General features: G+C 75.6%; 15 protein-coding genes. 8 read left to right on the top strand and 7 right to left on the bottom strand.

What is annotated here, in order from left to right:
* Positions 1-269 precede the first annotated feature (269 nt).
* Positions 270-1,292, bottom strand: coding sequence for an aldo/keto reductase (locus tag ACFUEL_RS22515; protein WP_380238358.1), 1,023 nt, complete (start codon positions 1,290-1,292; stop codon positions 270-272).
* A gap of 128 nt (positions 1,293-1,420) precedes the next feature.
* On the opposite strand from ACFUEL_RS22515, the gene ACFUEL_RS22510 reads away from it, so the two are divergent.
* Entirely contained in the window at positions 1,421-1,990 is a 570-nt protein-coding gene (locus tag ACFUEL_RS22510; protein ID WP_380238356.1) for a TetR/AcrR family transcriptional regulator, read from the top strand.
* 86 nt (positions 1,991-2,076) lie between these two features.
* Complete coding sequence (locus tag ACFUEL_RS22505; RefSeq protein ID WP_380238354.1) at positions 2,077-3,261, top strand: DUF6183 family protein; 1,185 nt, start codon at positions 2,077-2,079, stop codon at positions 3,259-3,261.
* A gap of 37 nt (positions 3,262-3,298) precedes the next feature.
* On the opposite strand, the gene ACFUEL_RS22500 is transcribed toward ACFUEL_RS22505, so the two are convergent.
* The 4 genes from ACFUEL_RS22500 to ACFUEL_RS22485 form a co-directional block, all read right to left on the bottom strand.
* Positions 3,299-3,814, bottom strand: a complete 516-nt coding sequence (locus ACFUEL_RS22500; RefSeq protein WP_380238352.1) for a GNAT family N-acetyltransferase — start codon at positions 3,812-3,814, stop codon at positions 3,299-3,301.
* Between the two features lie 92 nt (positions 3,815-3,906).
* The gene (locus ACFUEL_RS22495) at positions 3,907-4,446 is read right to left on the bottom strand and encodes a hypothetical protein (RefSeq protein WP_380238350.1); all 540 of its coding nucleotides are present in this window, start codon (positions 4,444-4,446) and stop codon (positions 3,907-3,909) included.
* Positions 4,447-4,515: 69 nt separating this feature from the next.
* Positions 4,516-5,139, bottom strand: coding sequence for a hypothetical protein (locus ACFUEL_RS22490; RefSeq protein WP_380238348.1), 624 nt, complete (start codon positions 5,137-5,139; stop codon positions 4,516-4,518).
* A 117-nt stretch (positions 5,140-5,256) separates the two neighbouring features.
* Positions 5,257-6,435 carry an alpha/beta hydrolase family protein gene (locus ACFUEL_RS22485; protein ID WP_380238346.1) on the bottom strand — a complete coding sequence of 393 codons (1,179 nt, stop codon included), beginning with the start codon at positions 6,433-6,435 and terminating at the stop codon, positions 5,257-5,259.
* Here ACFUEL_RS22485 and ACFUEL_RS22480 point away from each other — a divergent pair.
* The 4 genes from ACFUEL_RS22480 to cobM all read left to right on the top strand — a co-directional run bounded on the left by ACFUEL_RS22480 (position 6,434) and on the right by cobM (position 9,356).
* Positions 6,434-6,640: a hypothetical protein gene (locus ACFUEL_RS22480; RefSeq protein ID WP_380238345.1), complete on the top strand. Its 207-nt coding sequence runs from the start codon at positions 6,434-6,436 to the stop codon at positions 6,638-6,640. The genes ACFUEL_RS22485 and ACFUEL_RS22480 overlap by 2 nt on opposite strands.
* Positions 6,641-6,670: 30 nt before the next feature.
* Entirely contained in the window at positions 6,671-7,117 is a 447-nt protein-coding gene (locus ACFUEL_RS22475; RefSeq protein WP_380238343.1) for a MarR family winged helix-turn-helix transcriptional regulator, read from the top strand.
* Between the two features lie 203 nt (positions 7,118-7,320).
* Positions 7,321-8,619, top strand: a complete 1,299-nt coding sequence (gene cbiE / locus ACFUEL_RS22470) for a precorrin-6y C5,15-methyltransferase (decarboxylating) subunit CbiE (protein WP_380238341.1) — start codon at positions 7,321-7,323, stop codon at positions 8,617-8,619.
* On the top strand, positions 8,616-9,356 hold the full coding sequence (cobM, locus tag ACFUEL_RS22465) for a precorrin-4 C(11)-methyltransferase (RefSeq protein ID WP_380238339.1): 741 nt from the start codon (positions 8,616-8,618) through the stop codon (positions 9,354-9,356). Before cbiE ends, cobM begins: the two co-directional genes overlap by 4 nt.
* Positions 9,357-9,473: 117 nt before the next feature.
* Here the strand turns inward: cobM and ACFUEL_RS22460 are convergent, their stop codons facing one another.
* A complete protein-coding gene (locus ACFUEL_RS22460; protein WP_380238337.1) occupies positions 9,474-10,721 on the bottom strand; it encodes an FAD-dependent oxidoreductase in 1,248 nt (415 codons plus the stop codon).
* A 118-nt stretch (positions 10,722-10,839) separates the two neighbouring features.
* Here ACFUEL_RS22460 and ACFUEL_RS22455 point away from each other — a divergent pair, with 118 nt between their 5' ends.
* Positions 10,840-11,496, top strand: coding sequence for a TetR/AcrR family transcriptional regulator (locus ACFUEL_RS22455; RefSeq protein ID WP_380238336.1), 657 nt, complete (start codon positions 10,840-10,842; stop codon positions 11,494-11,496).
* A gap of 83 nt (positions 11,497-11,579) precedes the next feature.
* Here ACFUEL_RS22455 and ACFUEL_RS22450 read toward each other — a convergent pair whose 3' ends face one another.
* Positions 11,580-12,203: a TetR/AcrR family transcriptional regulator gene (locus ACFUEL_RS22450; RefSeq protein WP_380238334.1), complete on the bottom strand. Its 624-nt coding sequence runs from the start codon at positions 12,201-12,203 to the stop codon at positions 11,580-11,582.
* Positions 12,204-12,304: 101 nt separating this feature from the next.
* Here ACFUEL_RS22450 and ACFUEL_RS22445 point away from each other — a divergent pair, with 101 nt between their 5' ends.
* Positions 12,305-12,934 carry a peroxiredoxin-like family protein gene (locus ACFUEL_RS22445; protein ID WP_380238332.1) on the top strand — a complete coding sequence of 210 codons (630 nt, stop codon included), beginning with the start codon at positions 12,305-12,307 and terminating at the stop codon, positions 12,932-12,934.
* The last annotated feature ends 51 nt before the right edge of the window (positions 12,935-12,985 follow it).

Here is a 12,985-nt window from a genome sequence, read left to right as displayed (position 1 = left end):
ACAAACCACATCTACACCCAAATCGACGGCGACGGCAGCCACGTCCCCCCGGGTCGACGACAGCCTGCCGGAAGTCGCCCGCCGGCCTCGATCGCCGCTCCCCCTCCAGGTGCCACCCGCCGACGCTCGCCCCGTCGAAGCGCCCGCCGCCGATCACTTCACGGACACCCCGCCGGCCGTGTTCACCACCGACCGGCGGCCGACCGCGACAGCCTGCACCGCCTGACGCCCGGCAGCCCTGCGCGGCGCTCCGCCGCCACGTCCACTCGCTACTCCGACCGCTCCGACCCCTCCGGCCGCTCCGGCCGCTCCGGTCCGGAGACCTCGTCCAACCTGGTGACCGCTTCGGGCGGCAGCTCCAGGGTGAACCCGGCCAGGTTCCCGGCGAGTTGGCCGGTCGTCCGGGGGCCGATCAGTACCGAGGCGACACCCGGCCGTTCGCGCACCCAGGCGAGTGCGACCGCCGTCGGGGTGGCGCCGAGTTCGGCGGCGAGTTCCACCACCTGCCCGGCGATCCGCAGGTTGCGCTCGGTGATCATCCGGCCGCCGAAGGAACGGGCCAGCGGGGAGGGCGAGTTGAGCAGCCGACCGGCCCGGGAGTCGGCCTCCGGCGCGGCGCCCGCCCGGTAGCGGCCGGTCAGCACGCCGCCGCCGAGCGGAGACCAGGCCAGCAGCCCGAGCCCGTGGCGGGCCGCGACCTGTGCCGTCTCTCCTTCCAACTCCCGTGCCAGCAGCGAGTACTGCGCCTGGAGCGCGACGAACCGGGTGCCGCCGACCCGGTCGGCGGCCCACTGCGCCTCGACCACCTGCGCGGCACTGAAGTTGGAGCAGCCCAGGTAGCGGACCTTGCCGGAGCGGACGAAGCCGTCCAGCGTCGCCATGGTCTCCTCGATCGGGGTGTCCCCGTCCCACTGGTGGCACTGGTACAGGTCGACGTGGTCGGTGCCGAGCCGCCGCAGGCTGTTCTCCAGCGCCCGGGTCAGGTGCGCGCGGGACAGGCCCCGGTCGTTGGGGCCCGGCCCCTGCGGGAGCGCGGCCTTGGTGGCGAGCACCGCCTGCGCGCGCCGGTCGCGCAGTGCCCGGCCGAGGATCCGCTCGGACTCGCCGCCGGTGTACGCGTCGGCGGTGTCGATCAGGCTGTGCCCGGCGTCCAGGAAGGCGTGCACGATCCGCCCGGCCTCCGCCTCGTCGCAGCTGCCGACGCCCGCTCCGCCCGCCGGGCCGAAGTTCATGGTGCCCAGGCAGGCCCGGGAGACCTTCAGCCCCGACGCTCCCAGCCGTACGTGCTCCATCGCCGTACCTCCCCCTCCGGCCCCGCACCCGCTCCGGGGCCACTAGAATCCGGATCAGCCGTTCCGTTTCGGAGCTTACGGAACAGCTGTTCCGTTTGACAAGTCGTCACACCACCCCGGGGGAAGGCATGTCCGAGAAGTCCCGCCCGCTGCGCACCGACGCCCGGCGCAACCGCGAACGCGTCCTGGCCGCCGCCGAGACGGTGCTGGCCCGCGACGGCGCCACGGCCTCGATGCGGGCCGTCGCCGAGGCCGCCGGGGTCGGGCTCGGCACCATCTACCGCCACTTCCCCACCCGGGAGGCCCTGTTCGAGGGCATCATGGTCGCCCGGATGCTCGAACTCGCCGACCAGTCGGCCGAGTTGGCCGAAGCCGAGGACGCCGGTGCGGCGTTCTTCGACTTCTTCACCGCCGTCGTGGACAACGCGGGCCGGATGCGCGCCGTCGCCGAGGTGCTCACCCACGCGGGCATCGACGTCAAGGCCGGCACCTCCGAGGCGGGCGCCGCCCTGCGCACCGCCCTGGGCACCCTGCTGGAACGGGCCCAGCACCGCGGCGACCTCCGCCCCGACCTCCAACTCGCCGAGGCGCTAGCCCTGTTGGCCGCGATGTGCCTGGCCGCCGAACGCCGCCCGTGGGAACCCGGCCCCCGGGACCGCGCCCTCGCCGTCCTCTTCGACGGCTTCCGCCCCCGCTGACCGGTACCGCCCCCGCCGACCAGTACCGCTCCCGCCGCCCCGACGACGGCGCGCCCTCCCCGGAGGCCCGCACTAGGATCCTGCACATGTCCACCAGCGACGACCGCGAACACGTCCAGAACCTGTTGGCCCAGGTGGCGCGCCGTTCGGACGCCGCGCCGGTGGTCGAGGCCGCCGGTGCCGCGCTGGCCCGCGGCGACCTCGGGTTCGTGACCGAGCTCGGTCTGGCCCTGGCGGCCCGCTGCACCGCCCTGCGTGCCACCGACCCGCGTGCCGCCGCCCAACTGGACGCCTTCCAAAGGCTGTTCGAGCTGACCACGGCCGCCCCCGGGCCCGAGCACGCCGCCCTGGCGCTGAGCCTGCTCGCGATGCTGCCGCCCGATACTCGGCGCCGCTCCCGCCACCAGGCGTCCGTGCTGGCGGCGGGCCGTCCCGCCGCCGACCTCACCGCGGCGTTCACCGGGCCGGCGGCCGAGCGGTTGCGGCTCTCCCTGGTACGGGAGTTGGAGCTGCGCGGCACCGACCCGGCCGGCATCCCGGAGATCGCGGCCTGGTTGGAGCACCGGCGGCGCAACCGGCGCCCACTGCACCTGGCCACGGCCCAGGACGCCTCGTCGCTGCCCCGGTTCGACGCCCCGGCAAGGGAGTTGTACCTCGGCCCGAACGACGGTGGCCCGTTGCCCCCCGTCGGCCCGGCCGCACCGCGTCCACCGGTCGAGGAGGTCACCGAGCGGGAGACGGCCGACGCGCTGGGCTCGGCCACCGCCTGCTGGTCGAACGGCTCCAACGGCCGGACCGAGGCCCGGGTCTTCCGCTTCCGCGCCCCGCTCGCCGTACCCGGCACCGCCGTCACCCCCGATCTGCTCCGCACCGTCCTCCCCGGCCTCGCCCTCGACTGCCTCGACCGCTCCGGCAGCTCCCGCAACAACCGGAAACGCCCCCGCCGCCCCGTCGGGCTGGCGGTGCGGGTCGTCGAGGCCGAACAGGTGTGGCACCTGCTGCACGCGGCCGCGACCGGCGGCGGCGCGTACAGCCGCGGCCTGGACGAGGCGTCCGGACGGCTGGCCGCCTGGCGGTCACTGGCCGCGCTAGCCGGCTGCCCCGGAACGGCGACCGTCGACGAGGTCGAACTGGCGGCGGACGACCACCTCTGGTTCGTCTTCGAGTCCGACGGCCCGTGGTTCGACCGAGTCGTCTGGGACCTGGGCGTGTTGTCCCTCGCCCCCGACCTGCGCCGGCTGACCGTCCTGGCCGCGACCGACACCGACTGATCCCGCCCGGCCCCCGCTCCCCCACCGGTGCGCCGGATCAGCCGGTCACCGACTCCCACCTGACCTCGCCGTCCTGCCACCGGTCGGTGGGGGCGAGTCCGGCCGCGGCGGCGACGGCAGCGGACGCCGCGTGCTCCGGGTGGACGTGGGCGACGACCGTCCGCACCCCGTGCCCGCGCAGCCGGCCGACCAGGCCCAGGGCCGCTTCGCTCGCGATGCCGCGCCGCTGCCAGGGGGTGCCCACCGTCCAGGCGATCTCCGCGACGGCCCCGTCGCCGTCCGCGGTGACCGTCGCCTGGACGGTCCCGACCAGGCACTCCTCGTCCCGGAGCCGGACCGCCCAGTTGCACCAGGACACCGAGGGGTCCGGCGCACCGGCCGCCCACCGCTCGTAGCGGGCGCGCAGGAGCACGGCCTCCTCCGGGGCGCCGCCGATGAAGACGTGCAGCGCCGGATCGGACAGCACCACCGCCAACTCCTCGGCGTGCTCCGGCCGCAACGGCAGCAGGGTCAGCCGCTCGGTGCGGATGGTCTCGGCTTCGAACGTGCTCACACTGCCTCCTGGGCGGAACGTCCGACGAGTATCCCCGTTCTCCGTCCGGGCTCCGTTCTCCGTACCGGCCCCGTTCGCCGTCCGAACCCCGTTCACCAGGGCGCGGACAGCCACTCCTCCAGCACCTCGAAGTCCTCCGCCGTCAGGCCCGCCCGGGGGTCGACCCGCAGCAGCAGCGCGGGCCCGTCGTGGTGCGCGGCCACCCACTCCCGGTCAGCCGCCCCGATCTCGTCGTCCACCCAGGCGAACGCGTCCCCGTCCGCGTGCGCCACCAGCAGCGGCGCCTTCCAGTGCACCCCGGGCGGCAGGACCTCGGCGGCGTCGTCCGGCTCCTCGACCACCGGCAGCGGCGGCAGCCCGAGCAGCGGCGCCACGCAGACGTTCGCCTCGTGCTCCCAGGTCGTCGCCCACACCGGACGGCACGGCAGCGCCGCGATCCGCGCCCCGCACCGCGGGTCCAGCCTGGCCAGCAGGGGGTGGCCGGCCGCCTCCGCCCCCAGCACGTCGCGGATCCGCCGCTCGGTCAGGTGCTCCGGGTGACTCCCGACCGGCCCGCCGAACGGGATCAGCGGCCCGTCGACGTCCAGGTACAGCAGCGGCAGGGATGGCGGGGACGGCGGGCGTGGTTCCATCCCCCGCATTCTGCCCGCCCCGCCGTCCCCGCCCTTCCCCGCTCCGGTCACGTCCCGTTCACGTCCCGGTCACGTCCTCAGCCGGTAGCCGCCCTCGATCACGTAGAAGTCGGCTGCGGGCGCCGCGCACTTCACGGTCACCGGCGCAGCTGTCGGATCGTTGAAGTCCGGTACGCCCGACCAGCCGACCCGTCCCCGGCCCGTGCCGTCGTGCGCGAAGGCGAGCGCGGTCTCCGGGTGCCACCCGCTCGGCGGCCGGGGCGGTTCGGGCGTTCCCGGCGGCACGGCGTAGTTCAGTGAGCGCACCGTCCCGGTGACTGCCGCGGTCGTACCGTCCCCGGTCACGGCCAGGCAGTCGACGTCGACCTCGATCCGTACCGTGCCCTGCCAGCTCCCGTCCGGGTTGAAGAACTCGTGCTGCAGCGTGGCCCGCCCCGCACCGTCACGCCACCGGTCGGCGTGCGCGTCGACCGTGAACGTGAGCCTGCCGAACCCGGGCACCGTCCCGCGCTCCGGGCTGAGCCCGACCCGGCCGTGCAGGCTCGCGCCGGGACCGGCCGAAGCGGTCGGCACAGCCGGAGCGGCCGGAGCGGCCGAACCGGCCGGAGCGGCCGAGGCGCTCGGCACGGCGAGCACGGACAGCGCCGTCGCGACCGCGACCGCGGTGCCCCACAGCACCTTGTGCTTGGTCATTTTCCTTCTCCCCCATGGTGGTTGCTCTCCCGTTCCGGCGCCCGAACGGCTCCCGGAACCACCTCAAAGATCGCAACCGGCGCGGGCCGCACGCGTCCGCCGGAGGAAGGACCCGGGTCACCCCCGCGGAGGAAGGAGTGCGTCCCCGGCCTCCTCCGCCACGGCGAGGGCGAGGGTGGCGGCGAGCCAGTCGGCGGTGTCGGGGAGCCAGTCCGACAGGGCGTTGCCGAGCAGGTGGTTGCCGTGCGGGACGTGGAGCAGTTCGGCGTGCGGGAGGTCGGCAGTGAGGGCATCGGCGTTGGTGACGCCGGGGATGCGGTCCCGGCCGCCCTCGACCAGGAGCAGGGGGAGGTGGCGCAGCCGGGGGGCCAGGGCGGCCAGGTCGATCCGGGCGGCGAAGGCGCGGGCGGCCGCCTCGTCGCCGCAGCGCTGGGTGAGGGTGGCGGTGACGAACGGGACCAGGGCGTCCCAGTCCAACCGGTACGGGCCGCTGACCAGCGCCGCTGTCCGGACGCGCGGGTCGTGGGCGGCGAAGTCGGCGGCGAGGTGGCCGCCGAGGCTGAGCCCGACCACCGCGATCCGATTCGGGTCGACCGCCCCTCCGGCCACCCCACCGACCGCCCCGCCGGCCGGGGCCTGGTCCGGGGCCCGATCCAGGACGTGGTCTAGGACGTGGTCCAGGGCTCGGCCGAGCGCGTGCCGGTGGTCCGGACCGAGGGTGGGGCCGGTGGCCAGGACGCCCTGCCCCGGGCCGTCGACGGCCAGGACGGCCAGACCGCGGTCGAGCAGGGTGTCGGCCGGGTGGTGGAACTCCTCCTTGGAGGAGTCCATCCCGGGTACCAGCACCACCAGGGGCGCCCCCGTCCCGTTCCGCGCCGCCTCCCCCTCCGGCAGGCGCAGCCACCCGGCGTAGCCCTCGCCGGAGATCCGCCGGGCCCGGGGGTCGAGCAGGGCGAGGGAGTCGCCCGCCGACCGGTCGGCCTCGGCGGCGACGGCGGCGGCGCGCTCCCGGTCCGGGTCCGGGATCAGGGCGGCGAGGTGGAACCAGCGGGCGGCCAGCCGGTGGTGCTGCCCGGCGGTGCGGCGGCGGCCACGCGCGGCGGCCCGTTCGGCCCGGCTCCGGTGGGCGAGGGCGGCGGCCTGGCAGGCGTCGGGCCAGTGGAGCAGCGAGTCGACCGTCGCGGTGACCCGGTCGTACTCGTACGGGTCGATGCCGGCGCCGTGGGCGCGCGGGCGGGTTTCGGCGATGAACCCGGCGGCCATGCCGGGGGCGGTGAGGAAGGAGAGTTCGGTCATGGGCGCACGGTCCTCCGGAAGGCGGCAGAGCCATCGGGCGACAGGTCGACAAATCGATGAGGCCCGCGACAGTACGGGCCGCAACGACGGCATCGGCGACAGCGATGGCGACAGCGACGGCGGCAGCAATGGCGATGACGATGGCAGCGGCGACATCAATGGCGACCATCATCATCAATATATTGATGACTGTCAACGAAACTGATTGTCGTCGCCCGCCCTGTACCATCCCCGCATGGGAATGCCCGCCGCCGACCGCCTCGGCATCGATCTGCACCTCGCCGACCAGGAGTTGATGGCCGCGAAACGGCTCGCGGTGGAGCCCGCCGGGCTGACCGTGCCGCAGTACGCGGCGCTGTACGTGCTCGCCGACAGTCCGGGCATCAGCGGGGCGGCGCTGGCCCGGTCCTGCCAGGTCACCCCGCAGGCGATGGCCGTCCTGCTCAAGCACCTGACCGGGCGCGGCCTGGTGGAGCGGGCGCCGCACCGCTGGCACCGCAACGTGCTGGAGACCCGGCTGACCGATCGCGGCCGGGCGGCACTGGAGTTGGCCGACGAGCGCGCCACCGAGGTCGAGCAGTGCCTGGCCGACGAGTTCACCGAGGCCGAGCAGGAGCAGTTCCGCGCCTTCCTGGTCCGCGCCGCCCGAGCCCTCCAGCAGGCCGCCGACGACCTGGACTGACTCCCCGCCCGCCGCACCCGCCTGCCGCACCCAGCGCGCCCGCCGCGCCCACCTCGTCCACCGCACCCACCACACCCACCGCATCCGCCCGCGTCCCGGTGTGGCCAATGTCGCACGGTGGATCTCCGCAGCTCATGGGGGGTACGGCGGCGGGTTGCGGGTAGGCTGCGGCTGCCCCGTCCCCGAGCCGTGAGGAGTTGCGCGTGTCTGCGATCACCGTCGTGGGGGTGGGTGCGGACGGCTGGTCGGGGCTGTCGGCTGCGGCGCGGGAGGCGTTGGACGCGGCGGAGGTGGTGCTCGGCGGGGCGCGTCAGTTGGGGTTGCTGCCCGAACGGGTGACGGCGGATCGGGTGCCGTGGCCGTCGCCGTTGCGGCCGTCGGTGCCGGGGCTGCTGGAGCGGTTCGCGGGGCGGCGGCTGGCGGTGCTGGCCAGTGGCGACCCGATGTTCCACGGGATCGGCCGAACGCTGCTGGAGTGCGGCGTCCCGGCGGGGTCGCTGCGGGTGCTGCCGCATCCGTCCTCGGTGTCGCTGGCGTGCGCCCGGCTGGGCTGGCCGGTGGAGGAGACCGAGGTGGTGACGCTGGTCGGCCGGCCACTGGAGTCGCTGCACGCGGCGCTGTACCCGGGCCGCCGGCTGCTGATCCTGAGCGCGGACGCGTCGACGCCCGCGCGGGTGGCCGGGCTGCTGGCGGACGGGGGCTACGGGCCCAGCCGGGTAAGGGTGTTGGAGCAGTTGGGCGGTCCGGCGGAGGCGGTGCGCGAGGGCGTGGCGGCGCACTGGTCGCTGCCGCCGGGCGATCCGCTGAACGTCCTGGCGGTCGACTGCATACCCGACCCGGACGTCCCGGTGGACGCCCCGCGACCGCAGCTCGTCCCCGGCCTGCGGGACGAACTCTTCGAGTCGGACGGCCAGTTGACCAAGCGTCATGTCCGGGCGGCGACGCTGGCGGCGCTCGGTCCGGCGCCGGGCGAGCTGCTGTGGGACGTCGGCGGGGGCTCGGGGTCGATCGGCGTCGAGTGGCTGCGGGCGCACCGCAGTTGCCGGGCGGTCAGCGTGGAGCGGGACGCGGTGCGGGCGGAGCGGATCGTCCGCAACGCGGCGGCGCTCGGGGTGCCCCGGCTGCGGGTGGTGCGGGGTGCGGCGCCGGCGGCGCTGGCCGGCCTGGTAGCCGAACTCGGCTGTCCGGACGCGGTGTTCGTCGGTGGTGGGCTGACCGTGCCGGGGGTGCTGGAGGCGTGCTGGGCGGCGCTCGGCCCGGGTGGGCGGCTGGTGGCGAACACCGTGACGCTGGAGTCGGAGGCGCTGCTGACGCAGTGGTACCGGCGCCATGGCGGCGAGTTGGTGAAACTGGCCGTGGCGCACGCGGTGCCGGTGGGTGGTTTCACGGGGTGGCGGCAGGCGATGCCGGTGACCCAGTGGAGCGTCGTCAAGGGCGGCGGGGACGAGGGTTCGGGTGCCGGGGTTTCCGGTGCGGACGAGGTTGTCGGAGGAGCGAAGTGACGGTCTATTTCATCGGTGCCGGTCCGGGTGCGGCCGACCTGATCACTGTGCGCGGCCAGCGCACCCTGGCCCGCTGCGGGGTGTGCCTGTACGCGGGCAGCCTGGTGCCGCCGGAGCTGCTGGCGGACTGTCCGCCGGACGCCCGGCTGGTGGACACCGCGAACCTGGACCTGGATCAGATCATGGCCGAGATCGTCCGGGCGAACGCCGAGGGTCAGGACGTGGCCCGGCTGCACTCGGGCGACCCGTCGGTGTTCTCGGCGATGGCCGAGCAGATGCGCCGGCTGGACGCGGCGGGCATCCCGTACGAGGTGGTGCCGGGCGTGCCCGCGTTCGCGGCCGCGGCGGCGGCGCTGAAGCGGGAGTTGACGGTGCCGACGGTCGGGCAGACGGTGATCCTGACCCGGGTGGCCCGGCAGGCGACGCCGATGCCGCCCGGCGAGGAGCTGTCCGTGCTCGGGAAGAGCGGCGCGCTGCTGGTGCTGCACCTGGCGGCCCGTTACGTGGACAGCGTGGTGGAGGAGTTGCTGCCGCACTACGGGCCGGACTGCCCGGCGGCGGTGGTCGCGATGGCCAGCCGTCCGGACGAGTTGGTGCTGCGCGGCACGCTCGGTGACATCGCCGTGCAGGTGAAGGCCGCGGGCGTGCTGCGCACCGCCGTGATCATCGTCGGCCGCACCCTGGCCGCGACGGAGTTCCGCGACAGCCACCTGTACTCGACGACCCGCACGCGCTGACCGGGGCCCCTCCCGACCGCACCTCCGGCCGTACCGCCTGCCGTACCGCCTGCCGCGTCTTCGGCCGTACCGCCTGCGGCACCGCCGGCCGCACCTCGAACCGGCCGCGTTGCGCGCCTACCGCTTCCCCGCGCCGGACAGCTCGGCAGACCCGGCCGGCTCGGTCGGCCCGGCCAACTCGGCAGGCCCGGCCAACTCGGGCTGTCCGGTCGGCTCAGGCTGTCCGGCCGGCTCGGTCGGCTCGGGCCCGCCGTGGTGCGGCTCGAGGGACAGCAGCCCTTCGACGGCGCCGTCGAGGCGGTGCTGCATGGCGGCGGAGCGGGGCAGCATGGTCGCCTCGTAGGCGCGGACGGCCTCGGCGACGGTGGCGTGCTCGACGATGGCGAGCGCGAGTTCGCAGGCGTCGAGCATGGCCAGGTTGACGCCGACGCCGAGCGGGGGCATCAGGTGGGCGGCGTCCCCGAGCAGGGTGGCGGCGCCGTCGTGCTGCCAGGTGTGCGGGACGGGCAGGGCGTGGATCGGGCGGTCGACGTAGGGGCCGTCGTTGTCGGTGAGGAGTCGGCGCAGCCGGGGTGACCAGTCGCGGTAGCGGTCCAGCAGCAGGGCGCGGAGGGCGTCGGTGTCCCGGACGGTGTGACCGGCCGCGGAGATCCAGTCCGCGGGGACGCGCTGGATGACGTAGACCCGGATGTGGTCGCCGCCGCAGCGCTGGGCGAACAGGCCGCGTTCTCCGTCGGCCGCGCTCGCGCTGCCGGGGCCGACGAGTGCGGCGAGTTCGGGGTGTCGGCGGTCGACGTCGTGGAACCAGGCTTCGAGGAAGCTGAAGCCGGTGTGGACGGGGGCGGCCGGGGAGAGGGCGCGGCGGACCTTGGACCAGGCGCCGTCGGCGCCGATGACCAGGTCGGCTTCGGTGGTGGTGCCGTCGGCGAAGTGCAGGCGGCGGGGGCCGCCGGCGGGTCCTTCGACGGACCGCAGGGCGTGGTTCCAGCGCACGGTGCCCGGTTCGAGCGAGCCGAGGAGGAGATCGCGCAGTCGGCCGCGGTCGATCTCGGGCTTGAGGCGTTCGCCCTCCTCGGGGACGTGGTGGAAGCCGATCTCCCCGGTGGCGGCGTCGAGTTGGCGCATCTCCTGCCCTTCGGGGCGGGCGAGCCGGAAGAAGTCGTCGAGCAGTCCGGCCGCGCGCAGGGCGAGCTGGCCGTTGTCCTCGTGCAGGTCGAGCGTGCCGCCCTGGTCGCGGGTGTCGGGGCCGTGGTCGCGGTCGTGGACGGTGACGGCGATGCCGTGGCGCTGCAGGATCCGGGCGCAGGTCAGGCCGCCGGGGCCGGCGCCGATGACGGCGATGCGGGGGGCGGGTGCGGTGGTCATGGTGGTGCTCCTTTCGAGCGGTGTGCGGCGGCGCCGCTCCTCCAGAAGAGCACAACGACTACAAAAGTGCAACGACTCAACTTTTGAACCGGATCAACCCCCGGGGTAGACTGCCGCCATGCCCCAGACGCCACCCCCGCCCCCGCCGCCACCGCCGCCGTCGAACCCCCCGCCCCCGCCGCCCCCGCCGACCCCGCCGGGGCGCCGCGAGCGCAAGAAGGCCGCCACCCGCCAGGCCATCGCCGACGCCGCGCTGCGCCTGTTCCTGGAGCGCGGCTACGACGAGGTCGGCATCCGCGAGATCGCGGACGCGGCCGACGTCTCCACCACCACGCTGTTCAAGCACTTCCCGGTCAAGGAGGCCCTGGTCTTCGACGAGGAGCCGGACCTGGAGGCCGACCTGCTCGCCGCCGTCCGCGAGCGGCCCCCGGGCCGGTCGATCCCGGCCGCCCTGCGCGAGCACGCACTGCACCACCGCCGGAACGCCGCCGACGGCGACCCCCGCTTCGCGGCCTTCACCGCCCTGGTGGACTCCACTCCCGCCCTGCGCGACTACCACCAGGCCATGTGGCTGCGCCACACCGCCGCCCTCGCCGCCGTGATCGCCGAGCAGAGCGGCCGCCCCGCCGGCGACCCGCTCTGCACCGCCCTGGCCCACTTCGCCCTGGAGGCCCCGCACGCCGCCCGCTCCCACCAGGACGTCCGTGGCGCACTGGCCCGCGCCTTCGACCTGCTCGAACACGGCTGGGACTCCCTGACCGCGCCCGCCCCCTAGGCTCAGCCGAGGCCCCGACCCCCGGCCGGCCCTGCCCCCGGCTCGGCCGGGGCCCCGACCCCCTTCCCGGGCCCGGGTGCGGCTCAGCCGAGGCCCAGGCCGTCGAGGACGGTGCGGGCGCCGTCGGCGAAGGCGCGGGCGGGGTCGGTGGCGGCGCGGGTGGCCAGGGCGGCGGCGAGGAGCGGGAAGGTCTCGGGGACGGCCGGGCCGACGGGGTCGGTGGTGGCGGCGGGTGCCCGGTGTTCGAGTTCGAGCGCCCCGGTCACGTACGACACCAGCGCGTGCAGGGCGGCGGCCCGGCGCGGTCCGTCGAGTCCGGCTTCGGCGAGGGCTTCCAGCAGGCGTTCGCGCCAGCGCAGTACGGGCAGGCAGCCGCCGTGGTGCCGGACGGCCAGCGGCAGGACGCCGGGGTGGGCGCCGACGGCTTCGCGCATGGATTCCAGCAGCGCGAGCAGCCGGTCCCGCGGCGCGGGCGGTCCGACGGGGCCGGTGGCGGTGGCACGGTCGAGGGCGGGGCCGAGGGCGAGGTCGACGACCAGGCACTCGAGTTCCTCGCGGTCCTCGACGTAGCGGTAGAGGGCCATGGTGCGGCGGTCGAGTTCGGCGGCGACGGTGCGCATGGACAGCGCGGGCAGGCCGTCGCGGTCGATCACGGTGAGCGCGGCGGCGGCGATCTGGCGGGTGGTCAGGGAGCGTGGGCGGGGCATGGGTTGACAGCGTACGCCATACGCCTACAGTTTTTGCGTACGGCATACACCTACGGGGCGCCCGCCGGGGCGTCCACCGAGGCACCATCCGAGGAGCCACCGTGTCCCGACTCCGGGCCGGCACCACCGCCCCCGCCCTCCCCGCCGACGACGCCGCCGGACGGCCCCTGCCGCCGGTGCCCGCGGACGGCCTGACGCACCTGCAGTTCCGCCGCTTCGCGGGCTGCCCGATCTGCAACCTGCACCTGCGCGGCTTCGCCGTCCGCCACCCGGAGCTGCGCGCCGCCGGGGTGCGGGAGGTGGTCGCCTTCCACTCCCCCGCCGACGAACTGCGCCCGTACGCCGACGGGTTGCCGTTCCCGCTGCTGGCCGACCCGGAGCAGCGGCTGTACCGGGCGTACGGGGTCGAGCGCGGCGCCCGGGCCCTGCTCGACCCGCGGGCCTGGCCGTCCGTCGTCCGCGGGCTGGCCCGCAGCGTTCCGCTCGTCCTGCGCGGCCGTGAGCGCCCGCCCGCGTCCCGCCCGCTCGGCGGCCGGCTGGGGCTGCCCGCCGACTTCCTGCTGACCGCGGACGGCCGGGTCGTCGCCGCGCACTACGGCACCCACGCGGCCGACCACTGGCCGGTCGACCGGGTCCTCGCCCTGGCCGCCGAGCACCGCCCGACGGCAGCCCCGGCGGCCCCGACGACCCCGACGACCCCGGCAGCCCCGACGACCCCGGCGCAGGGCTGAGCTCCCGCCGCCGGACCGGACCCCGCCGCCGGGCCGGATCCCGGTGCGGGG

Origin of the sequence: Kitasatospora sp. NPDC057198 (assembly GCF_042670125.1) — a bacterium.
GTDB lineage: Bacteria > Actinomycetota > Actinomycetes > Streptomycetales > Streptomycetaceae > Kitasatospora.
Note: the sequence above shows the minus strand (reverse complement) of the source record. Positions and strands in the feature narration are given on the sequence as shown.